This window comes from Streptomyces sp. NPDC101227 (genome assembly GCF_044767545.1).
GTDB lineage: Bacteria > Actinomycetota > Actinomycetes > Streptomycetales > Streptomycetaceae > Streptomyces.
In genome coordinates this window covers 36,691-59,634 of record NZ_JBIWOD010000026.1, presented here as the reverse complement: position 1 = coordinate 59,634, position 22,944 = coordinate 36,691, and the positions used below count along the sequence as shown (strand labels likewise).

Below are 22,944 nucleotides of genomic sequence, written 5' to 3'. Positions count from 1 at the left end.
TTTTCCGCTTGCCGCCCGGCTGCCGGGCACCGCCCGGCCGGCGCGCGCCGTCAGACGCGGGCGCACGGCCGGACGCATGTGTACTGCCCGAGGCTGCGGTGGCTGGTAACTCGCTCATCGCGACGGTCCCCCCGTCCGGTCGAGGCGGTCGGCGTCAGTGCCCGAACGATTTCGCGGCGTCCTTCTCCAGCTGTGCCTGCGTCCCCGCGACGTCCTTGGGGTTCTTGAGGAAGTCCTGGAGGTCCTTCCACTCGCCCTGGCCCGGCTTGCCGCCGAAGGAGGCGGGCGCCTGGTCGGACATGTCGAACCGGAAGTCGTCGCCCGCCGCGATCAGCGCCCCGGCGATCTTGCGCATCACGCCATTGGCGTACGCCGCCTGGTCGAGCTCCTTGTTGGGCGAGATGAACCCGCCCGCCTGCGCCCAGATCTTGGCCGCGTCCGTCGACGCCAGGAACGTCAGCAGCGCCTGCGAGGCCTTGCTGTCCTTGAGCGCCACCGCCACATCGCCGCCGGTCACCACCGGGGACTTCGCGCCCACCGCCGGGAACGCGAAGACCTTGGCATCGGTGCCGACCTTGGACTTGGTCTGGGAGATGGTGGCCGCGGCGAAGTCGGCCGAGGAGACCATCGCGGCCTTGGGGGTGTCGCCGCCGCTGAACGTCTGCGTCACCGACGTCGGGAAGTCGGTCGCCAAGGCACCGGAATTGCCGCCCGCTACCAGGTCCTTGCGTCCGAAGAGCTGGCCCAGCGTGGTCAGCGCCTGCTTGACCGAGGGATCCGTCCACTTGATCTCGTGCCGCGCCAGCTGGTCGTACTTCTCGGGTCCCGCCTGCGAGAGATAGATGTTCTCGAACCAGTCGGTCAGCGTCCAGCCGTCCGAACCGCCCACCGAGACAGGCTCCACGCCCGACTCGGCAAGCGTCTGCGCGGCCTTGAGGAAGCCCTTCCAGTCCTTGGGCTCCGTGACCCCCGCATTGCCGAACGCCTTGGCGTTGTACCAGACCAGCGACTTGTTGCTGGCCTTGAAATAGACGCCGTACGGCGTGCCCTTGTGGGCGCCCAGATCCCGCCAGCCCTTGGTGTAGTTCTTCGCGAGCTGCGCCTTGGCGGTGGCGCCGAGCGGCTTGAGCCAGCCCTTCTGCGCGAACTCATTGAGCACGCCGACCTGCTGGAGCATCGCGATGTCCGGCGGACCGCCACCGGCGATCTTGGAGCCGATGAAGCCGGCCATGTCGTCGCCGCTCGGCACGAAGTCGACCTGGGCGCCGGTGCGCTTTTCGAACTCGTCCAGCACCTTGACGAAATTCTCCCGCTCCGGGCCCGTCCAGACCGCTGTGACCTGGAGCTTCTGGCCACTGAGCCGGGGGAGCCGGACCGTTGGGGCAGTGCTCCCGCCCTTGCTGCCGCCGCCCGCGTCGTCCTTCGTCCCGCCGCCGCAGCCGGCCAGCGCGAGGGCGAGGGCCGCGGCCGCCGCCAGGGCGGTCGTGGCGCGGCCGGCCGTGCCGTCGAATCGTGTGCGCATCCCCGTAGCCCCTTATCGCTGCGCCTGCCGTGCGTGCGGTGGTGCCGTGCGGTGGTGGTGCGGTGGTGCCGGCGCGGTGCCGCTCTCACGGTGCGCCCCGTGGCGTGCGACAGGTCTACGCCCGGATCCCCGGCGCCGCAATACCGCATCCGGCCTCAACTGACCTTTTGTGATGGGGCTGTTACGGGCGGTGGGGCCGCCGCCCGTGTCGGGCACCGGCGGCGGGCCTCACACGAGCGGCGGCGCGGCGGGCGCCCCCAGGGACTGCCCGGCCCGCTGGAGCGCGCTGGCCAGCAGGGCCAGGTCAGTGGGGCCGTTGCCCAGCTCGCGCAGCGGACGCCGGGCCGGCGGGTCCCCCATCCGCTGCCACTCCAGCGGGACGACCGTCGGCCGCAGCGTGGACGTACGGGGTATCCGGCCGGTCACCCGGCCCGCCTGGAACGGCGTCGAGGACCCGTCCGCCGCCCGGTCCAGCCGCCCGCGGCCAGGCGGCACCGGCTCCGATGCATCGGCCGAAGCGCCCAACTGAATGCGCAGCCCCGCCCGTTCGCTGGTCGCGGTCTCCGCCGTGCGGTCCGGATGGCCGCTCGCGGCTATCAGATGGACGCCCAGCGCCGCACCGTCCCGGGCGACCGCCTCCAGGGCCCGCACCACGGAACCGGCGGCCGGCCGGCCCGTACTGCCCAGCGCCGGGGCCACCAGCGCGTCGAAGTCGTCGACCAGCACGAACAGCCGCGGCATCGGCGGCGCCTGGTCCTCCGCATCCGGCGCCCCGCTGCGCGCCCGCAGCCGCAGCGTGCCCGTGCCCGAAGGGTCGGCCGGTGCCCCGCCGCTCCCTTCTTCCGCATTACGGGCACGATGACGGAAAGCGAGGAGCTCCTGCGGGGTGCTGCCGGGCGTATCGCCGTCCTCGGCCGAGCGGCGCGGTGCGATGATCCGCGGCGCCGGGAGGTGCTTGGCGCGCCACTCGGCGAACGGCGTGCCGGCCAGTATCTCCGCGCGCCGCTTCAGCTCCGAGGACAGCGCCTGCGCGAACTCCCGCATCCGGACCGGGTCCGAGGCGGCCAGATACGTCGTGACATGCGGCAGGTCCGTACACACCCGCAGTCCCTCGCCGCGCTCGCTGCCGCCGCCGTCCACCAGGACCAGCGACAGCAGATCCGGGCGGTCCGCGGCGGCGAGCGAGGCGGCCAGCGAACGCATCAGCTCGGTCTTGCCGCCGGCCGGCGCGCCCTCCAGGAGAAGATGCGTGCCGTCGGCGGCGAGGTCGGCGGCCAGCGGGCCGTGCGGGCCCGCGCCCAGCACCGCCGGGGCGCTGGGCCGGTCGGTGTCCAGGGCGGCCGCCCAGCGCGCCATCAGGGACGCGGGCGTGGCGCGGGCCAGCCCCAGCTCGTCCAGCAGCCGGGACGCATCGGGCAGCGGAACGGCCGCGCGGTGCACCTGGCGGTCGCCGGCCGTGGCCGTCGCCTCGGCCTCGCGCAGCGGCGCCAGCGCACGGGCGAACCGCTCGGCCCAGGGCGCGGAGACCGCGTCCACCGCCGCCACCGTGCCGTTCGGCCCCGTACCCGGCTGTACGACCCGCAGCGCCGTGGCCACATCGCCGCTGAGCACCGCCACCGCCCCGCACTCGCCGAAGGCGGGCGACGCCTTCCGGGCGGCCTCGTACGTCGCGGCCAGCGGGAAGGCGGGGGACGCGGCGGGCGTCTCGGCCAGACAGATCAGGTGGATGCCGACCGCCGGGCCGCCCGCAGCGAGCCGGGCCGCACTCTCGCGCAGCTCCGACGAGCCGAGGTCGCCGTCCACGATCACGACCGTGTACGGGCCCTGATGGCGGGCCGCGGCGGCGGCCACCTCGGCGCGGTCGGCGCTGGCCCAGTGGGGGCCGAGCGGGCCGTCGTCCAGGCGGCGCACCAGCTCGCCCGTACGGGCCGCGGCCTGCTCCTTGTCGTAGGCGAGCAGCAGCCGGCAGTCCTGGCCGTGGGCCGGGCGGACATGCGGCAGCCAGCCGAGCCAGGACCAGTCGGACACCCGCTCCTCGGCGCCGCGCCCCCGGTCCGTGGAGATCAGCACGAGCTCGAGGGTGCCGGGCGAGTGCAGGGCGGCGAGCTGGGCGACGGCGGCGCGGGCCAGCCCGGCCAGCCGCTCGCGCGGCCCGGCCAGGCCCAGGGACCCCGCCCGGCGCAGCTCGACGGTGACCGGCGCGGCGATCCGGCCCCCGGCCTTGCTGGTCGTGCCCAGCCGGACGGCCAGCGCATCCGGGTGCTCCTGCCCGCGCTCCCACAGGCGGGGGCCGGGACCGAGCGCCGTCAAGAGGATGGCGGCGGCATCCGGCCAGCGTTCGTGCGCGGCCGGCGCCTCCGCGCCCGCCGGACCCGGCCCGTACGCGGCGTCGGCCGGCTCGTCCGCCGGGTGCGGCAGTCCCGCCTCGGCGTCATCCGGCTGCTCGACGGCATAGCGGCCAGCGGCCAGCCGCCGCGCCCATGCCCCGATGCCGCCGCGGCGGGCCGTCCTGGGGCCTTCGGGGGGCACCAGCTGCTGCTGGCCGGCGTGCGTGCCGTCCGGGACGGCCGGTCCGTATTCCTGGTGGCTGTAGGCGGCGGCCGGACGGTCCGCCGCGTCGGCCCATGACCCGTCGTCGGGTGCCGTACCGCGCAGCGGCGTGTCCCGCCGCTCCGGCCCGGTCGGCGCGGCGGCGGGCGGCGCCGGGAAGGGGACGGCGGAGACCGGGCCCTGGGCGCCGTTCGGGGCCTCCCACGCGCCCGCCTGCCCGGCCGGGCCCTCCGGGGAGAACCGCGCCCCCGCCGTGCCGGCGGCCGCCGCGTCCCTCCCCCACTGCGGGGCGACTCCCGCCGCCGGCCCCAGTGCGACCCGCAGATGCCCCTCGCCGTCGGGGGCGGCGGGCAGCGCCGGGTCCGGGGTGCCGGGGGAGGACTGCAGGCGCAGGGCGGACTCGCCGACCCGCAGCAGGGCGCCGGGGAGCAGCGGGGCGGGCCGTTCGCCGAGGTCGGTGCCGTCAACCGCGGTGCCGTTGGTGGACCGCAGGTCGGCGACGTACACCGCACCATCCGGCTCGACCGTCACCGCGCAGTGCAGCCGGGAGACGTCCGGGTCGTCGAGGGGGACGTCCGCGTCGGCGGAGCGGCCGATGCGGATCTGGCCGCCGTGCAGCAGATGGACGCCGCCGGCATCGGGACCCGAGACCACGCGCAGCCGGGCCGGGCCGTGCGGCAGGCCGTGCGCCGGGGCGGGGCCGGGGCCCTGGAGGGCGAGCACCGCGCCGTCGATCAGCGGCGGCTCGCCGATCGCCGCGCGCTGCGGATCGAGCCGTTCGTTGCCCGCGTACAGCACCACGGGGCCGCCGCCGCCCGCGCCGCCCACATCCGCGCCCGAGCCGGCCACGGACGCCGCGAGGGAACCCGCCACCGCCGCCAGGGCGGTCCCGGCAGGGGCCGTCACGAGCACGTCGCAGGCGCGTGTGGTGTGGCCGCTGCGCGGCCCGAGGACGGTCAGCCGGATCTGCATCGCCGTCAACGGTCCCTTCTGCCGGGAATCCGGCAGGGGCTCGCTCACCCCCCGCCGCGCCCGAGCACGTCGGCACGTACAAGTCCCAAGCGCACGTCGCGACGGAGAGCGCGCGCCCCCACCACAATGCGTGCTGGGGGCATCCTCGCACCTGCCACTGACAACACGCCCGCCGACCGCCGCTTGGTGATCTTGATTGGTCTTCTAAGGGCGAAAAAGTGCCGGCTTGCGCGCGCCGAACGGCCTGATTTCGACCGCGGTGGTCAGCCGCCGGCGCGGCCGGCGCGCCCGCCGCGCCCATCGGCGGACGCCCGGCGGCAACCATCCGGCCGTATCCCGCGTCTTCCCCACAAGCCCGAGCAAGCCTCAACAGGCCTCGTCCGGCGCCTGGCCATGGAATGTGCCCGACGGCCTACAGTGGGTCGGACAGGCCGCGAGCCAGGCCATGATCGCCCACAAGCGTCTGACCCGGCGGGCCAGGCACAAGATCCACCACGACAGGGAGCGCATGACGTGCGGCCGGTAGGCAGCAAGTACCTGCTCGAGGAGCCGCTGGGACGCGGCGCCACGGGCACCGTCTGGCGTGCCCGCCAGCGGGAGACGGCGGGCGCGGAGGCCGCCGTTGCCGGCGAGCCCGGCGAGACCGTCGCGATCAAGGTCCTCAAGGAGGAGCTGGCGAACGACGCGGACGTGGTGATGCGCTTCCTGCGGGAGCGCTCCGTCCTGCTGCGGCTCACCCACCCCAACATCGTCCGCACCCGCGACCTCGTCGTCGAGGGCGATCTGCTCGCCCTGGTCATGGACCTGGTCGACGGCCCCGACCTGCACCGCTACCTGCGCGACAACGGCCCCTTCAGCCCGGTCGCCGCCTCCCTGCTCACCGCGCAGATCGCCGACGCCCTGGCGGCCAGCCACGCCGACGGCGTCGTCCACCGCGACCTCAAGCCCGCCAACGTCCTGCTCGCCGGCTCCGACGGCAGCAGCCAGATGCACCCGATGCTGACCGACTTCGGCATCGCCCGCCTCGCCGACTCCCCGGGCCTGACCCGCACCCATGAATTCGTCGGCACCCCCGCCTACGTGGCGCCGGAGTCCGCCGAAGGGCGCCCGCAGACCTCCGCCGTGGACATCTACGGCGCCGGAATCCTGCTCTACGAGCTGGTCACCGGCCGCCCGCCGTTCGCCGGCTCGACCGCCCTGGAGGTGCTGCACCGCCACCTGAGCGAGGAGCCGCGCCGCCCCAGCACGGTGCCCGAGCCCCTGTGGACGGTGATAGAGCGCTGTCTGCGCAAGCGCCCCGAGGAGCGACCCAGCGCCGAGAACCTCGCCCGCGCGCTGCGCACCGTCGCGGCCGGCGTCGGCGTGCACGCCACCCCGGCCGAGGCCGAGGCCGCCCTCGGCGTCGCCGCGCTGCTCGCCCCCGACCCGACGCCCGCCACGGTCCCCGGTACGGGCACCGACGGCGGCCAGGGCACCGGCGACGCCGACCCCACCCAGGTGCTGCCCTCCAACGCCGGCTCGTACGACCCGGCCGCGGCCACCAGCGTCCTGCCCGCCACCGGTGCACCGGGCCAGGGCGGCCAGGGCTACGGCCAGGGAGACGCCGACCCCACGCGGGCGATGCCCCCGATGCCCATGGGCGCCCCCGCCGGAGGCCCCCAGGAGCCCGAGGGCCCGCATCCGTGGGAGTCCCAGCTGCGCGCCGCCCGCGACCGCAACGAACAGACCCAGGTGCAGTACCTGGACCCGAACGACGACCCGCTGCGCCGCCGCCCCCAGCGCCGGCCCGGTCCGCAGCAGCCCCCGCCGCCGCAGTACCGCCAGCAGCCGCCGCCGTACGACCGGCAGCAGCGCCAGGCCCCGCAGCGCCGCCAGGAGCCCCCGCCGCAGCGCTACGAGCCGCAGCGCCCGCCCGCCCCGGAGCCCCGGCCCCGCCGCGAGCCCCGCCAGCGCAGCGCCAACCCCATGAAGATCCCGGGCCTGGGCTGCCTCAAGGGCTGCCTGTTCACCCTGCTCATCCTGTTCATCGCGAGCTGGCTGATCTGGGAGCTGACCCCCCTCCAGGAGTGGATCGGCACCACCAAGGGCTTCTTCGCCCAGATCGGGGACATCTTCACCACCGTGAAGGACTTCGTCGAACAGCTGGGCGGCAACGGCAGCGGGGCCTGACCCCGGACGGGCCGCTGCCGTCCCCGTAGCCGTTCCCGCCGTCGGCCATGTTGTTGATTTGTCGATTTCTGATGGGCGATTTCGCGCACAGAAGTGAAGGATGCGGCTGTCGGGGGCACTGAACCCCTCGGCACCCGCGTAGCTTTGACGCCAACTTCAGCCCCCGCAGGACGCTCGGGGGCCCGACACGTCGGAGCAGTCTTGGCACGGAAGATCGGCAGCCGGTACACCGCTCACCAGATCCTGGGGCGCGGCAGCGCCGGCACGGTATGGCTGGGCGAGGGTCCCGAAGGGGCCGTGGCCATCAAGCTGTTGCGGGAGGACCTCGCCTCCGACCAGGAGCTCGTCGGCCGCTTCGTGCAGGAGCGTACGGCGCTGCTGAGCCTGGAGCACCCGCATGTCGTCGGCGTCCGCGATCTCGTCGTCGACGGCAACGACCTCGCGCTGGTCATGGACCTCGTACGGGGTACGGACCTGCGCACCCGCCTCGAGCGCGAGCGACGGCTGGCCCCGGAGGCCGCCGTCGCCATCGTCGCCGACGTCGCCGACGGCCTCGCCGCCGCGCACGCCGAACGCATCGTCCACCGCGACGTCAAGCCCGAGAACGTCCTCCTGGACATGCAGGGCGCGCTCGGCCCCGGTGGCGCGCACCCCGCGCTGCTCACCGACTTCGGCATCGCCCGCCTGGTGGACTCGCCGCGCCGGACCCTCCCCCAGCCCCCGGCCGGGGGGAGCCCCGTCGCGCTCCGCTCGACCAAGGTCATCGGCACCCCCGACTACCTCGCCCCCGAAATCATCGAGGGCCTGCCGCCGCGCGCCTCCGTGGACGTCTACGCGCTGGCCACCGTCCTGTACGAGCTGCTCGCCGGCTTCACCCCCTTCGGCGGCGGGCACCCCGGGGCCGTACTGCGCCGCCACGTCACCGAGAGCGTCGCCCCGCTGCCCGGCATCCCCGACGAGCTGTGGCAGCTGCTGCTCCAGTGCCTGGCCAAGGCCCCCGCCTCCCGGCTGCGCGCCCCCGAGCTGGCCGCCCGGCTGCGCGAGATGCTCCCGGGCCTGGCCGGCATCCCGCCGCTGGACATCGACGAGCCCGACGGCGAGCAGCCGGAGAACGACTCGGAGGGCGCGCCCGCCACCGGGACCCGCGACTACCCGCCGGCCGCCCAGGCCGAGGACACCCCGCCGCGCGGCGCGGTCCCGCTGGTCCAGGGCGCGGCGCCGGACTCCAACCGCGACACGCACACCAGCATGCGCGTCCCCGGACCCGACGAACTCGCGGGCGGCGCGCACGGCACCGCCCGGACGCCCAGGGTCTCCGGCCAGCGCCGGGCCGGCTCCGCGCGGCACCGCTCGGCCCCGGAGGCGGTGCGCCGCCGCCGGATCAGGTTCGGCGCGGCGGCCGCCGCGGTGCTCGTGGCGGCCGGCCTCGGCGGCTGGCTGGCCTCGGGCGACGACGATCCGGGAGACGCCCGGCCGGGCGTCCACCAGCCCGACGCCCCCTGACCGCCACGGACCCTCCGGCCCCTGCGACCGCGGGCCCGGAGGGTCCGACCGCCCCGGCCGGGACACACTCTCGGCGGTAGCCGTTAGGCTGGGTGCGTGGCAGTCGTCGATGTATCCGAAGAGCTGAAGTCCCTCTCCTCGACCATGGGGTCGATCGAGGCCGTCCTGGACCTCGACAAGATGAGGGCCGATATCGCCGTGCTCGAGGAGCAGGCCGCGGCGCCGTCCCTGTGGGACGACGTGGAAAACGCCCAGAAGATCACCAGCCAGCTGTCCTACCTCCAGGGCCAGCTGCGCCGGGCCGATGATCTGCGCGCCCGGGTCGACGATCTCGAGGTGCTCTTCGAGCTGGCCGAGGCCGAGGACGACGAGGACGCCCGCGTCGAGGCCGAGGCGGAGCTCGAGGCCGTCCGCAAGGCGGTGGACGAGCTCGAGGTCCGCACGCTGCTGTCGGGCGAGTACGACGCCCGTGAGGCACTGGTCAACATCCGCGCCGAGGCCGGTGGCGTGGACGCCGCGGACTTCGCCGAGAAGCTCCAGCGGATGTATCTGCGCTGGGCCGAGCGCCACGGCTACAAGACCGAGCTGTACGAGACCTCGTACGCGGAAGAGGCCGGCATCAAGTCGACCACCTTCGCCGTCCAGGTTCCGTACGCCTACGGCACCCTCTCCGTCGAGCAGGGCACGCACCGCCTGGTGCGCATCTCGCCGTTCGACAACCAGGGCCGCCGCCAGACCTCCTTCGCGGGCGTCGAGGTGCTGCCCGTCGTCGAGAAGACCGACCACGTCGAGATCGACGAGTCCGATCTGCGGGTGGACGTCTACCGCTCCTCCGGCCCCGGTGGCCAGGGCGTGAACACCACGGACTCCGCGGTCCGGCTGACGCACCTTCCCACCGGCATCGTCGTCTCCTGCCAGAACGAACGCTCGCAGATCCAGAACAAGGCCTCGGCGATGAACGTCCTCCAGGCCAAGCTGCTCGAGCGCCGCCGCCAGGAGGAGCAGGCCAAGATGGACGCCCTCAAGGGCGACGGCGGCAACTCCTGGGGCAACCAGATGCGTTCGTACGTCCTGCACCCCTACCAGATGGTCAAGGACCTGCGTACGGAGTTCGAGGTCGGCAACCCCTCCGGCGTGCTGGACGGCGACATCGACGGCTTCCTGGAAGCCGGCATCCGCTGGCGCAAGCAGCAGGAGAAGTAGCCGCTCGGCCCTCCCGGGGCCGGATCCACGGCGGATCCACGGCGCATCTGATGCCCGGACAACTGTCTCCCTCGAGGAGGCAGTTGTTTTCGCTTCGGCGGTTTGGTCACAGTCGTATGTCCATGTACCGCCCAACACACAGCAATTCGGGCATCGGGACTTTATTCGACCTTGACGATGTTGGCCGAACTGGGAAGGCTGGGCGCGGCATGCGTATGTCTGGGGCGCGTGTTTGAACGGGGAGATGAGTGGCCTGCCCGCTGTGCGGGGCCGTGACTCGCGTACCCCCATCGGATCTCGCCCCGTACAGCGGTGCTCCAATGACGAGTTCAGCTACTGGGGGTAGCAGTACATGACGAAGAAGACGCGGCTGCGCGTAGCGCGCATTGCAGCCGGTGCGGTGATCGCGGCGGGTGCGTCGCTCACCGCCGCCGGCGCCGCCTCTGCGGCCGGAACCGGCCAGAGCCAGGCCGTCGAGGACAACTGCAGCCCGCTCGACCCGCTGCACCTGTTCTGCGACGACACCGGCGGTGACTCCTCCGGTGGTGACACCGGCGGCGACACCGGCGGCGACGGCGGCGACGACTCCACCGGCGGCACCATCGGCGGCGTGGTCGACGGCGGCCAGTCCGGCGGCCAGGACGACGGTGGCACCACCGACGGCGGCACCGACGACGGTGGCACCATCGACGGCGGCACCGACACCGGCGGCCAGGACAATGGCGGCCAGGACAACGGTGGTCAGGACAACGGCGGCCAGAACAGCGGCGGCCAGGACAATGGCGGCCAGGACGGCGGCCACGACAACGGCGGTCAGAACGGCGGCCAGAACAGCGGCGGCCAGAACGGCGGCCAGGACGGCGGTCAGACCGGCGGTCACAGCACCGGTGGTCAGAACGGCGGCCAGACCGGCGGTCACAGCACCGGTGGCGGCGACAACGGTGGTGGCGACAGCACCGGCACCGGCACCGACAACGAGGGCTCCAAGCCGATCGAGCAGCCGGGCCAGGGCAAGGAGGGGATGTCCAACACCCCCGGCCAGGCCAAGCAGCAGGCGAAGGGCGGAGAGCTGGCGGAGACCGGTTCCTCCGGTACCACCTTCCTGCTCATCGGTGCGGCGACGATGATCGCGGGCGGTGTCGGCTTCCGTATGCTGCCCCGTCTGATCAACAAGAACGGTGGCGGCGCGGCCGCGGCCTGACGCTGACACGCACAAACGGAGGGCCCGGGGCGCACCAGCGCCCCGGGCCCTCCGGCGTTTCAGCCCGGCGTTCCCGCCGGTACGTACACGAATGGTCGCACCCGGTCACGTCACGTGGTCCGCCTCCGTGGCCCCTGGCGCCGCGTCCCCTGCCGCGTACCGGTCCCCGGCGGGCCCGGACGGGTCAGACGGCCTGGTGGAGCAGTACCGCGACCGCGATCAGCGCGACCAGCAGGGCCACCAGCGCCACAGGGCTGAGCTGGCCGAATATGCCCTCTTGCTGCTGAAGCCGTTCTCTGCTGGCCCGGCACACAGGGCAGCGGCCCTCGCTCACAGGGGCCGCGCAATTGGCGCACACCAATCGGTCGTACGTCATGCGACCTCCTTCTTCACTGCGCCAACGCACCGGAAGGCGCATTGGTTCCCCCTACCACTGTGCCAGCTTCCGGGCGGAACGGCGCGCCCCGCGGGATTGTGCTCCTTTTGCCCGCTCCGCGTACCCGCGATCGGCCACCCAGATGCCGAGAATGTCCGGCTAGATGCCGTGAATAAACGCACCAACCCACGGCGGCGACTACGCCGCATCACGAGGTTCGCGTATGGTCACGCACACCGACGGGAGCCGCAACACGGCAAACCGTGCCCCTACCCAGTCGACCGTGGTGCATCAGTGATCCGATTCGACAACGTCTCCAAGACCTACCCGAAGCAGAGCCGCCCCGCCCTCAGGGATGTCTCCCTGGAGATCGAACGCGGCGAGTTCGTCTTCCTGGTGGGTTCCTCGGGCTCCGGTAAGTCCACCTTCCTGCGCCTGCTCCTGCGTGAGGAGCGCGCCAGCCATGGCGCCGTGCACGTGCTGGGCAAGGACCTCGCGAAGCTGTCCAACTGGAAGGTCCCGCAGATGCGGCGCCAGGTGGGCACCGTCTTCCAGGACTTCCGGCTGCTCCCCAACAAGACGGTGGGGCAGAACGTCGCCTTCGCCCTCGAGGTCATCGGCAAGCCGCGCGGCCAGATCCGCAAGACGGTGCCCGAGGTCCTCGAACTCGTCGGCCTCGGTGGCAAAGAGGACCGCATGCCCGGTGAGCTCTCCGGCGGCGAGCAGCAGCGCGTCGCCATCGCGCGGGCCTTCGTCAACCGCCCGATGCTGCTCATCGCGGACGAGCCCACCGGAAACCTCGACCCGCAGACCTCGGTCGGCATCATGAAGCTGCTGGACCGGATCAACCGCACCGGGACGACCGTGGTCATGGCCACCCACGACCAGCAGATCGTCGACCAGATGCGCAAGCGGGTCATGGAACTCGAAAAGGGCCGGCTCGTCCGCGACCAGTCGCGCGGCGTGTACGGCTACCAGCACTAAGCGTGTACGGCCCCCAGCACTGAAAGGACGCCATGCGCGCCCAGTTCGTCCTGTCGGAGATCGGCGTCGGTCTCCGCCGTAACCTCACGATGACCTTTGCCGTCATCGTCTCCGTGGCCCTCTCACTGGGCCTGTTCGGCGCCTCGCTGCTGATGCGCGACCAGGTCAGCACCATGAAGGGCTACTGGTACGACAAGGTCAACGTCTCCATCTTCTTCTGCAACAAGAACGACGCCGAAACGGGTGCCAACTGCGCCAAGGGCGCGGCCACCCAGCAGCAGAAGAACGACATCCTCGCCGAGCTGCACAATCTGAAGATCGTGCAGAACGTGCAGCACGAGACCAGCGACCAGGCATACAAGCACTACAAGGAGCAGTTCGGCGACACGCCCGTCGCCGGACTGGTCACCCCCGACCAGCTGCCGGAGTCCTTCCGGGTCAAGCTCAAGGACCCCGCGAAGTACGACGTCATCAAGTCGGCGTTCTCCGAGCGGCCCGGCGTCCAGGAGGTGCAGGACCAACGCGACACCGTTGAGCCGCTGTTCAACCTCCTCAACGGCATGAACATCGCCGCGCTGTGTGTGATGGGGCTGATGCTGGTCGTTGCGCTGATGCTGATCGTCAACACCGTCCGGGTGTCGGCGTTCAGCCGGCGGCGGGAGACCGGGATCATGCGGCTGGTGGGCGCGTCCAGCTTCTACATCCAGATGCCGTTCATCCTGGAGGCCGCCATCGCGGGCCTGCTGGGCGCCGTCTTCGCGTGTGTGCTGATCGTCGGCGGCAAGGCCGTCCTCATCAACAACTGGCTGGCCCAGAAGATTCAGGTGATCAACTTCATCGGCTGGGACTCGGTGGCGCAGGTGCTGCCGCTGGTCCTGCTGATCGGGCTGCTGATGCCCGCGCTCGCCGCGTTCTTCGCGCTGCGCAAGTATCTCAAGGTGTGAGGTTTGCCAAGGGGCGCCGTACGGTCAACTCACCGTACGGCGCCCCTTTGTCCCCTAGACTCACCGGCATGTCGGGCCCGTGTTCGTACGACCGGCCCCGCCGCATTCGCCGCGGGGCAGCCCTGACGTTGATCTTCGCGAGTGTGCTCGCCACGGGTGTGGCGACCGGCACTTGGGGCGACCGGGCCGAGGGCGCGGCGGGACGGACGGGGTCCGGCGCCACGGTGTCCGTCGCGGAAGACGCCAAGAGCCGCACCGCCGACCGCGCGGCCGTCGAACGCGCCGCGGCCCAGGCCATGGAGGACGGCAAGTCCGGCTCGCAGGCCGCCGCCGATGTGGTCAGCCGCAGCGGCGACCGCTGGTCGACGATCTACACACCCGGCGAGTTCAAGGACTTCGAGCAGCAGTTGGGCGGCTCCTACGTCGGCGTCGGCCTGTGGGTACGCCAGGCCGACGGTGGCCGGATCCGGGTGGCGCGGGTGCAGCCCGGCAGCCCCGCGGAGCGCGCCGGGATCGCCATCGGCGACGGGCTGCGCGCCGTCGACGGCCGGGCCGTCCGGGGCAGACCGGTCACCGAGATCGTCGCCGGGCTGCGCGGCGAGCCCGCCGGGGGCGCCGGCACCCCCGTCGAACTCGACCTCCAGCGCGGCACCCGCCACTGGCGCACGACCCTGCACCGCACCCGCCTGAGCAGCCAGAACGTCACCGTCGTGCCCCCCGCCGGGCCGCACGGGCCCACCCGTGTCAAGGTCGCCGCGTTCTCCCAGGGCACCGGCGAGGCGGTGCGCCGGGCGGTGCGCCGGGCCTCGTCGCACGGCGGCCTGCTCCTCGATCTGCGGGGCAACACCGGCGGTCTGGTCACCGAGGCCGTCTCCGCCGCCTCCGCCTTCCTGGACGGCGGACTGGTCGCCACCTACGACGTCCGCGGCAGCCAGCGGGCCCTGTACGCCGAGCCCGGCGGCAACACCCGCATCCCCCTGGTCGTGCTCGTCGACGGCGGCACGATGAGCGCCGGCGAACTGCTGGCCGGCGCCCTTCAGGACCGCGGCCGGGCGATCGTCGTCGGCTCCCCGACCTTCGGCAAGGGCTCGGTCCAGATGCCCAGCCGGCTGCCCGACGGCTCGGTCGCCGAGCTCACCGTCGGCCACTACCGCACCCCGTCCGGCCGGGCCGTCGACGGCCGGGGCATCAGCCCCGACCTGATCGCCGAGGACCATGCGGAAAAACGGGCCCGCACAGTAATGAGTGGCCTCGGTACCGGCTCGTAGTGCGAAAATGGCAACACGATGACTACGCAGACTAAGCAGACCAAGCAAAAGGGCAAGGACCCCGGGCACAAGCTCGTGGCCCAGCACAAGAAGGCGCGGCACGACTACCACATTCTGGACACCTATGAGTGTGGCCTGGTGCTGACCGGCACCGAGGTGAAGTCGCTGCGGCAGGGACGGGCGTCGCTGGTGGACGGATTCGTCCAGATCGACCGCAATGAGGCGTGGCTGCACAACGTCCACATCCCTGAATACGCCCAGGGAACCTGGACCAACCACAGTGCCCGCCGTAAGCGGAAGCTGCTGCTGCACCGCCACGAGATCGACAAGCTGGAGTCCAAGATCCAGGAGAGCGGCCACACGATCGTGCCGCTGGCCCTCTACTTCAAGGACGGCCGGGCCAAGGTCGAGATCGCGCTGGCCAAGGGCAAGAAGGAATACGACAAGCGGCAGACCCTCCGCGAGCAGCAGGACCGTCGCGAGACGGACCGCGCCATCTCCGCGGCCCGGCGGCGCCAGCGGGTGGCCTGAGCGGTAGCGCGACGGCCCCGCGGCCGCCCTGCGACGGCACTCCCGGGGAATACGCTGGCAACGGCACAGGTTGGTCACGTACGATGGCCAGGCACCCCACGGAGGGTGCAGGCGCCCCGGTGTAGGCGCCGGCTTGATAAATCAACATGGGGATGATCGGTTTCGACAGCGGATGTCGAAGCAGGGGAAGCGAGTCGAGGAAGCGGCAATGATCTCGTTAACCATATGTCGCAACAAATAATCGCCAACACCAAGCGCGATTCCTTCGCCCTCGCTGCCTAAGTAGCGACTTGCGAAGTGTCAGCCCGGGGCTGTTCCCGACCCGGATCCTGGCATCAGCTAGGGAACTAAACTTCTAGACCCGGTCACGGGGTTTAGAAGGAAATCAAACAGTGGCTGGGCCCGTCGGAGACTTGTTCGCGTGATCTCCGGGGCCGAGAAAATCGCAGCGAACTGCACTCGGAGAAGCCCTGATTCTGCACCGTTGGACGCGGGTTCGATTCCCGCCATCTCCACTCATCCCATGTAAGCCGCTGCCCCGCGAGGATCCTCGCGGGGCAGCGGCTTTTTGTCTGCCCGCCCGCCGTCCGCCTGCCATCGCCGGTGCACGGGCCCGGTCAGGCGGCGTCGGTGGGGAGGGCGGCCGGGCCGGTGCGGGTGGTGATCAGGGTGATGGCGAGGGCCAGGGCGGCGGCCGTAGCAGGAACGGCGTAGGCGAGACCGGGGCCCGGGGCCGGTCCGGAGAGGTGGTCCACGGCCCAGCCGCCCGCCGCCGAACCGCCCGCGATACCGCTCAGCAGCGCGGTCACGGCCAGGGTCATGCCCTCGTTCAACCGGTCCGCGGGGGTGCGGGACTGGATCAGACCCATGCCGGTGACCATGGTCGGGGCGGTGGCCATCCCCGCCAGGAGCAGCGCGCAGGCCAGCGCCGTCAGGCCCCCGGTCGAGGCGGCGAGGAGCGGGAGCGGCATGAGGGTGGCCATGGCGCCCACGCAGAGACGGAAGCGGTGCGGTGGGTGGTGCCCGGCCCGGCCGGCGGGGCGCAGCAGTCCGTAGAGGAGGCCTGCGGTGCAGGAGCCGGCTGCCTGGAGGGCGAGCAGGGCGCCCGCGGCCGGGCGTACGCCGTGGTCGTCGGCGTACGCGAGGGTGACCACCTCGAGGGAGCCGAAGATCGCGCCGGTGGCGAGGAACGTGAGCAGGAGCGGCGGCAGGCCGGGCAGGCGGAGCGGGGAGCGGGGGCGGGACGGGGCGCGGGGCGCGATGGGGGGTTCGGTGCGGCGCTGGGCGGCGAAGAGGAGGACGCCGGAGAGCAGGAGCGTGATCGCTACGGCGGTGCCGGCCTCGGGGAAGAGGGCGGTGCACAGGAAGGTGGCGAGGACGGGGCCGAGCATGAAGCAGAGTTCGTCCGCGGACTGTTCGAAGGAGTTGGCGGTGTGCAGCGCGGCGGGGTCGTCGCGGAAGAGGTGGGCCCAGCGGGCGCGGGACATGCCGCCGGTGTTGGGGGTGGTGGCGGTGGCGGCGTAGGAGGCGAAGAGGGTCCAGGCGGGGGCGTCGTAGTGGACGCACAGGAGGAGGGCGAGGGAGCCGAGGACGGCGAGGGCGGTGGCCGGGACGGCGATGCGGGCCTGGCCGTGCCGGTCGACGAGGCGGGCGGTCAGCGGGCCGACGACCGCCGTCGCGGCCAGTCCGGTTGCGGTGACGGCTCCGGCCAGCGCGTAGGAGCCACGGCTGCCGGCGATCATCAGGACCGCGCTGACGCTGAGCATGCCCATGGGGAGCCGGGCCAGCAGGTTGGCGGCGGTGAAGGCGCGGGTGCCGGGGACGGAGAAGATCCGGCGGTACGGGGCGAGGGGGTGGCGGCGGGGCGTGCGGCGGCGGCGCGCGCGGGCGCCGCGCCGTGCACCAGGTGCAGGGGCGGCGGGCCGTACGGGAGGGGCGGTCACGGGGCGGGCGGCGAGGAAGAGGATCATTTCTCTACCGTCGTGGACGGCGCCGGGGGACGTCCAACACCTGGTGGCGACCTATTCACGCATCTGGGTTGTGAGTTGGCGGGGCGGCTGGAAGGCTGGCGCGATGGCGTACGACGTGGAGCCCCGGCTGTTGCGGGCGTTTGTTGCGGTGGCCGACGAACTCCACTTCACCCGGGCCGCCGCCCGGCTCTATGTCGCCCAGCAGGCGCTGAGCCGCGATATCCGGCGCCTGGAGCGGGAGTTGGGGGCCGGTCTGTTCGTGCGGACCACGCGGCAGGTGGCGCTGACGGCGGAGGGTGAGCGGCTGCTCCCTTATGCGCGGCGGGTGTTGAGCGCGCAGGACGAGCTGGTTGCCGCGTTCCGGGGCGCCGCCGAGCGGCCGCTGCTGGTGGATGTCGGGGCGCCGGTGGGGACCGCGTTCCGGGTGCTGGCCGAGGCGCGGGAGCGGGTGCCGGAGAGCTGCGAGCTGGTCGCCCGCTTTCACAGCGGGCTGACCGGGGCGGCGGGGGAGCTGGCGGCGGGGCGGCTGGACGTGTCGTTCGGGCGGTTCGCGGGGCTCCCGGCGGGCGTACGGGCCGAGCTCGACCACCAGCCCGTACGACTGGAGCCGATGGCGGTGCTGCTGCGGGACGACCATCCGCTGGCCGCTCGGTCCGCCGTACCGCTCGCGGAGCTGGCCGGCGAGACGCTCTACGCGGGCGCCGGGAACGCGGGGACCGCCGAGTGGACGGGACTGGCGGCGCGGCTCTTCGAGGGGCGGGGCATCGCGATGGCCGAGCCGTTCCCGGAGATCGAGGGGCCCGAGGAGTTCGTGCGGGTGGTGCGGAAGCGGGGCTGGTCGGTGCTGGCGAGCGTGGAGTTCATTGAGGTGCCGGGGATGGTGTTGCGGCCGGTGGTGGATCCGGTTCCGCTGTCGCCGGTGTCGATGGTGTGGCGGCGGGGGCTGCGCCATCCAGGGCTGGAGGCGTTGCGCGCCGTGGCCCGGGAACTCGGGGAACGGGACGGGTGGCGCGCGCCTCCGGGGGAGGCGTGGTGGCTCCCGGAGGAGGACGCCGGGGTGATGGGGCGCCTCTCCCGTACGTCCCCGGGCTGACCCGCCCCTCACGGGCTTCCGCCGCGCCCCGTGAGTGCAAGGTTTCGCCGGTGTCATCGGGCGGCATCGGGGGGAAACCCGCCGTCCCTAGCTTCGGAAGCAGGAGCCAGGGACATGGGAGGCGGGATGACGGCCGAGGTAGGCACGGACGCGGCGGGCGGTGCCCCCAGCGGGAGCCGTAGCGGTGGTCGTACGCGGCGGGGACGGCGCTGGATCGAGCGGTGGGAGCCGGAGGACGCACAGTTCTGGGCGGAGACCGGGGAGCGGGTGGCGCGGCGGAATCTGGTGTTCTCCGTCTTCTCCGAGCACATCGGGTTCTCCATTTGGAGCCTGTGGTCGGTGATGGTGCTGTTCATGGGGCCGGAATACGGGGTGGATCCGGCCGGAAAGTTCTTCCTCGTGGCGGTGCCGACGCTGGTGGGCGGCGTGCTGCGGGTGCCGTACACGTTCGCGGTGGCGCGGTTCGGAGGGCGTAACTGGACGGTGTTCAGCGCGCTGTTGCTGCTGGTACCGACGGGTGCGGCGGCGCTGGTGATGACGCCGGGGACGTCGTACACCACCTTCCTCGTCGTGGCGGCGCTGACGGGTGTGGGCGGGGGGAATTTCGCCTCGTCGATGACGAACATCAACTCCTTCTATCCGTTGCGGAAGAAGGGCTGGGCGCTGGGGCTGAACGCCGGCGGCGGGAACATCGGGGTGCCGGTGATCCAGCTGCTGGGGCTGCTGGTGATCGGTACGGCGGGGGCCGACCGGCCGCAGCTGGTCCTGGGTGTGTATGTGCCGCTGATCGTGGCCGCGGCGGTGCTGGCGGCGCTGTTCATGGACAATCTGGCGCCGGTGACCAATGACACCGGGGCCGCTGTCGAGGCGGCCAAGGAGCGCCACACATGGGTGATGGCGCTGCTGTACGTCGGCACCTTCGGGTCGTTCATCGGCTACAGCTTCGCGTTCGGGCTGGTGCTGCAGATCCAGTTCGCGCGGACACCGCTGCAGGCGGCGTCGCTGACGTTCATCGGGCCGCTGCTGGGGTCGCTGATGCGGCCGGTCGGCGGACGGCTGGCGGACCGGATCGGGGGCGCGCGGATCACGCTCGCGAATTTCGCCGCCATGGGTGCGGCCACCGCAGTGGTGATCTATGCCTCCGCGCAGCGGTCGCTGCCGGTGTTCCTCGTCGGGTTCATCACGCTGTTCGTGCTGACGGGGCTCGGCAACGGGTCGACGTACAAGATGATTCCGGGGATCTTCCAGGCCCAGGCGCTGCGGCGGGGGCTCGAGGGGGAGGCGGCCGCGGCCTACGGGCGGCGGCTGTCCGGGGCCGCGATGGGGCTGATCGGGGCGGTGGGGGCGCTCGGCGGGCTGGGCATCAATCTCGCGTTCCGGCAGGCGTTCCTGGTGACGGGGTCGGGGACGCCGGCCTTTGTGGCGTTCCTGGTCTGTTACGTGGTGTGCGGCGCGGTGACCTGGGCCGTATACCTGCGCCCCGCGGCGCGCGGGCGGGCCGCGGCGGAGCCGGAGGCGGACGAGGGGGCCGCGCGGCCGGTGTACGCCGAGGTCTGATGCGTCCCGCCGGCCACCGGAGCCCCATGGGCCACGGTGGTCGGCGGGTGGGGCGGAAGGGGTGGCCGTAACAGACGGGAAATACTGGGGGACCGGGCCTGTCATCAGCCGTTGGCAGGCTTGCACCCTGGCACCCCGTGCCGCCCGAGCCGCGGCGGCAGGGAGACGACGCAGCACACCCTTGTGGGCGGAGCGGGACGGACGACCATGCACGATGAGCAGCAAGACCACGAGGGCCCGGCCGCCGTGCGGGCGCTGGACGGGTTCACGGTAGGGGTCACCGCGGCCCGGCGGGCGCAGGAGCTGGGCGCGCTGCTGGAGCGGCGCGGCGCCCAGGTCATGCACGCCCCCGCGCTGCGCATCGTCCCGCTGCCGGACGACACCGAGCTGCTCGCCGCGACCCAGGACCTGATCGACAGCGCCCCGGACGTGGTCGTGGCCACCACCGCCATCGGCTTCCGCGGCTGGGTGGAGGCCGCCGAGGGCTGGGGGCTGGGCGAGGCGCTGCTGGAGCGGCTGGCCGGCGTGGAGCTGCTGGCCCGCGGCCCGAAGGTGCGCGGCGCGATCCGGGCCGCCGGGCTGCACGAGAAGTGGTCCCCGGCCTCCGAGTCGATGGCCGAGGTCCTCGACCGGCTGCTGGCGGAGGGCGTCTCGGGCCGCCGGGTGGCCATCCAGCTGCACGGGGAGCTGCTGCCGGGGTTCGTCGAGGCGCTGCGGGCCGACGGCGCCGAGGTCGTGGGCGTCCCCGTGTACCGCTGGATGCCGCCGGAGGACATCGGCCCGGTGGACCGCCTGCTGGACGCGGTCATCGGCCGCGGCGTGGACGCGGTGACCTTCACCAGCGCCCCCGCCGCCGCCTCGCTGCTGCGCCGTGCCGAGGAGCGCGGTATCCAGGAGGAGGTGCTGGCGGCGCTGCGGCAGGAGGTGCTGGCGGTGTGCGTGGGGCCGGTCACCGCGCTGCCGCTCCAGGCGCATGACGTCCCCACCCACCAGCCCGAGCGGTTCCGGCTGGGGCCGCTGGTGCAGCTGCTGTGCCATGAACTGCCGGGCCGGGCAAGAGCGTTGCCGGTCGCCGGGCACCGCGTCGAGATCCGCGGGCACGCCGCCGTGGTGGACGGCGAGCTGCGCCCGGTGCCGCCCGCCGGGATGGCGCTGCTGCGCGCCCTGGCCCGCCGCCCCGGCTGGGTGGTCTCCCGCGCGGATCTGCTGCGGGCGCTGCCGGGCGCGGGCCGGGACGAGCATGCGGTGGAGACGGCGATGGCCCGGCTGCGGGTGGCACTGGGTGCGCCCCAGCTGATCCAGACGGTGGTCAAACGCGGGTACCGGCTGTCGCTCGATCCGCATGCGGAGACCGGGAAGTACGACGGAAGCTGACCGGGCGGGCGGGGCGGGGCGGGACGGACGCCAGGGACCCGGCCCCGGGCGGCGGGCCTCAGGCCGGGTTGTTGACGCGGATCTTGGACTGGCCGTGCTTGCGGGTCTCCCAGTCCTCCATGAAGCGCGCCTCCAGACCGTGCTTCCGGGCCAGTCGCAGCAGCGTCTCGGTGCGGTAGTAGAAGTCCTCGCGCAGCACCTGGTGCTCGGTGCCCTCGGTGCGGTCGAAGGTGAAGTCGAAGAAGCCGCCGGGCGCCAGGATCCGGCCGACATGCGCCAGGCACTCGTCGATGATGTCGATCGGCGAGTGCGAGAAGACGCTGTGCGCGTGGACGACGTCGAAGTGGGCCGCCGGAAGGAAGTCCAGCTTGAGGTTCCGGGTGATCGTCAAGTGCGGGAGCTTGTCCTGGAGTTCGTACGTCGTCAGGGTCTGCTTCGCGGATATCAGGATGTCCGGGGAGATGTCGATGCCGTAGTAGTTGCCGGCGTCGAGGTGGGCGATGAAGCGCCAGCCGGCCCGTAGGTTGCCGCAGCCGATGTCGAGCATGCGGTGGCCGGGCCGCAGGCCGTGCTCCCTCAGGTAGTCGAACTGCATCTCGCCCAGCGCCAGCCAGCGTTCATGGGTGCGGCTGCCGACCGCGGCCTCCGGGTTGCGGCCGGTGTCCGAGGCCATCACCGCCCGGTAGTAGTCCACGTGGTGGGGGTGCTTGAGGCGCAGCCAGGTGTCGCGTGCGGTGCGTTTGACGTACGGGGTGATGCGGGCCGGGTTCCGCACCGCGTAACCGATCTTGTGCGTCAGGCTGGCGCGGTTCTTGCGCAGGGATGTGGGCGACATGCCGCCGGACTATACATGAGATGTATACGCGAAGTGTCTACATGGGGTGTCTACATAAAGGGTCTGTGCCCGCGCAAAGGGCCTGCGTGACACGCCCACTTGCGGTGCCCGCGAGCGGCCCGTGGGCCGGGCCCTGTCACCGCAGGGTTCCGGCGGCCGCCCCCGCCGGGCACTCTGGGAGTCCACGCGTGCGTTCCGCGTGGGTTCTCTAAGGAGTGACAGGCACATGGCGGCGCATGATGACCTGCGGTTCGACTGCGGGCGGATCTGCCTGGACCTGGTGGCCACCACCGGCGAAGACGCCGAACGGCTCACCGGCCCCGAGCACTTGACGGCCTGGCTGACCGGCACGGGCGTGGTGCCCCGCGGCGTCCCCCTGGACGGCGTCGACGGGCAGTGGGTCGCCCGCTTCCGGGCGCTGCGCGAGCTGCTGCGCCGGGTCGTGCACGACGAACTGCGCGGCCGGGCGGCCGACGCCGACCTGGCGCGGCTCAACGCCGCGGCCGGGGCCGCCGGCCCGCCCGCCGTCCTCGTGGTGCGCGCCGGGGACGGCACGCTGGCCCGCACTTTCCCCGGCCCGCCGGACTGCACCGGGCTGCTGGCCGCGGTGGCCCGCGACGCCGTGGGCCTGCTGACCGACGCCACGGCGCGCGGGCAGCTGCGGCAGTGCGCGGGGGAGAGCTGCTCGCTGGTCTATCTGGACACCTCCCGCGGGCGGCGGCGCCGTTGGTGCTCCAGCGAGGTGTGCGGCAACCGGGAGCGGGTGGCGCGCCACCGCAGGCGGACGACGGCCCGCAGCGGCGCCGGCGCCCGGGACGCCGGGCCGGGCGGACGGTAGCGGTCCGGGCGCGGGGCCCGGCCCGGCGCTGCGGTACCGGATTCCCGGGCCGGA

17 protein-coding genes and 1 other RNA gene are annotated in these 22,944 nt (G+C 72.9%); 13 read left to right on the top strand and 5 right to left on the bottom strand.

The features are described 5' to 3' along the window. Positions 1–154: 154 nt before the first annotated feature. The gene (locus tag ACIRPT_RS37615; protein ID WP_403835826.1) at positions 155–1,522 is read right to left on the bottom strand and encodes an ABC transporter substrate-binding protein; all 1,368 of its coding nucleotides are present in this window, start codon (positions 1,520–1,522) and stop codon (positions 155–157) included. A gap of 228 nt (positions 1,523–1,750) precedes the next feature. Beyond that, entirely contained in the window at positions 1,751–5,044 is a 3,294-nt protein-coding gene (locus ACIRPT_RS37610) for an FHA domain-containing protein (protein WP_403835915.1), read from the bottom strand. A 513-nt stretch (positions 5,045–5,557) separates the two neighbouring features. Here ACIRPT_RS37610 and ACIRPT_RS37605 point away from each other — a divergent pair. From ACIRPT_RS37605 to ACIRPT_RS37590, 4 genes are all read left to right on the top strand, one after another. Further along, a complete protein-coding gene (locus tag ACIRPT_RS37605; RefSeq protein WP_403835824.1) occupies positions 5,558–7,213 on the top strand; it encodes a serine/threonine-protein kinase in 1,656 nt (551 codons plus the stop codon). Positions 7,214–7,414: 201 nt separating this feature from the next. Then, on the top strand, positions 7,415–8,716 hold the full coding sequence (locus ACIRPT_RS37600; protein ID WP_403835821.1) for a serine/threonine-protein kinase: 1,302 nt from the start codon (positions 7,415–7,417) through the stop codon (positions 8,714–8,716). Between the two features lie 96 nt (positions 8,717–8,812). After that, positions 8,813–9,919, top strand: a complete 1,107-nt coding sequence (prfB, locus tag ACIRPT_RS37595; protein ID WP_403510571.1) for a peptide chain release factor 2 — start codon at positions 8,813–8,815, stop codon at positions 9,917–9,919. A 352-nt stretch (positions 9,920–10,271) separates the two neighbouring features. Next, positions 10,272–11,120: an LPXTG cell wall anchor domain-containing protein gene (locus tag ACIRPT_RS37590; RefSeq protein WP_403835819.1), complete on the top strand. Its 849-nt coding sequence runs from the start codon at positions 10,272–10,274 to the stop codon at positions 11,118–11,120. Positions 11,121–11,304: 184 nt separating this feature from the next. Here the strand turns inward: ACIRPT_RS37590 and ACIRPT_RS37585 are convergent, their stop codons facing one another. Then, a complete protein-coding gene (locus ACIRPT_RS37585) occupies positions 11,305–11,496 on the bottom strand; it encodes a hypothetical protein (RefSeq protein WP_403835817.1) in 192 nt (63 codons plus the stop codon). 294 nt (positions 11,497–11,790) lie between these two features. Between ACIRPT_RS37585 and ftsE the strand changes: the two genes are divergently transcribed. The 5 genes from ftsE to ssrA all read left to right on the top strand — a co-directional run bounded on the left by ftsE (position 11,791) and on the right by ssrA (position 15,741). Next, on the top strand, positions 11,791–12,480 hold the full coding sequence (gene ftsE, locus ACIRPT_RS37580) for a cell division ATP-binding protein FtsE (RefSeq protein ID WP_403510579.1): 690 nt from the start codon (positions 11,791–11,793) through the stop codon (positions 12,478–12,480). 32 nt (positions 12,481–12,512) lie between these two features. After that, positions 12,513–13,424 (top strand): permease-like cell division protein FtsX, encoded by a 912-nt coding sequence (gene ftsX / locus ACIRPT_RS37575; RefSeq protein ID WP_403835815.1) that lies wholly within the window; start codon positions 12,513–12,515, stop codon positions 13,422–13,424. Between the two features lie 68 nt (positions 13,425–13,492). Then, positions 13,493–14,692 (top strand): S41 family peptidase, encoded by a 1,200-nt coding sequence (locus tag ACIRPT_RS37570; protein WP_403835813.1) that lies wholly within the window; start codon positions 13,493–13,495, stop codon positions 14,690–14,692. Between the two features lie 18 nt (positions 14,693–14,710). Then, the gene (gene smpB / locus ACIRPT_RS37565; RefSeq protein WP_403835811.1) at positions 14,711–15,223 is read left to right on the top strand and encodes an SsrA-binding protein SmpB; all 513 of its coding nucleotides are present in this window, start codon (positions 14,711–14,713) and stop codon (positions 15,221–15,223) included. Positions 15,224–15,371: 148 nt separating this feature from the next. After that, positions 15,372–15,741: a transfer-messenger RNA gene (gene ssrA / locus ACIRPT_RS37560) on the top strand. A gap of 99 nt (positions 15,742–15,840) precedes the next feature. Here ssrA and ACIRPT_RS37555 read toward each other — a convergent pair. Next, positions 15,841–17,193: an MFS transporter gene (locus ACIRPT_RS37555; RefSeq protein ID WP_403835809.1), complete on the bottom strand. Its 1,353-nt coding sequence runs from the start codon at positions 17,191–17,193 to the stop codon at positions 15,841–15,843. Positions 17,194–17,296: 103 nt separating this feature from the next. Between ACIRPT_RS37555 and ACIRPT_RS37550 the strand changes: the two genes are divergently transcribed. The 3 genes from ACIRPT_RS37550 (at position 17,297) to ACIRPT_RS37540 (ending at position 21,217) form a co-directional block, all read left to right on the top strand. Next, the gene (locus tag ACIRPT_RS37550; protein WP_403835806.1) at positions 17,297–18,286 is read left to right on the top strand and encodes a LysR family transcriptional regulator; all 990 of its coding nucleotides are present in this window, start codon (positions 17,297–17,299) and stop codon (positions 18,284–18,286) included. A gap of 126 nt (positions 18,287–18,412) precedes the next feature. Beyond that, positions 18,413–19,843, top strand: a complete 1,431-nt coding sequence (locus tag ACIRPT_RS37545) for a nitrate/nitrite transporter (protein WP_403835803.1) — start codon at positions 18,413–18,415, stop codon at positions 19,841–19,843. 207 nt (positions 19,844–20,050) lie between these two features. Further along, positions 20,051–21,217 carry a uroporphyrinogen-III synthase gene (locus ACIRPT_RS37540; RefSeq protein WP_403835801.1) on the top strand — a complete coding sequence of 389 codons (1,167 nt, stop codon included), beginning with the start codon at positions 20,051–20,053 and terminating at the stop codon, positions 21,215–21,217. Positions 21,218–21,275: 58 nt separating this feature from the next. Here the strand turns inward: ACIRPT_RS37540 and ACIRPT_RS37535 are convergent, their stop codons facing one another. After that, entirely contained in the window at positions 21,276–22,052 is a 777-nt protein-coding gene (locus ACIRPT_RS37535) for a class I SAM-dependent methyltransferase (RefSeq protein WP_403835799.1), read from the bottom strand. Positions 22,053–22,278: 226 nt separating this feature from the next. Between ACIRPT_RS37535 and ACIRPT_RS37530 the strand changes: the two genes are divergently transcribed. Continuing rightward, positions 22,279–22,890, top strand: coding sequence for a CGNR zinc finger domain-containing protein (locus ACIRPT_RS37530; protein ID WP_403835796.1), 612 nt, complete (start codon positions 22,279–22,281; stop codon positions 22,888–22,890). The last annotated feature ends 54 nt before the right edge of the window (positions 22,891–22,944 follow it).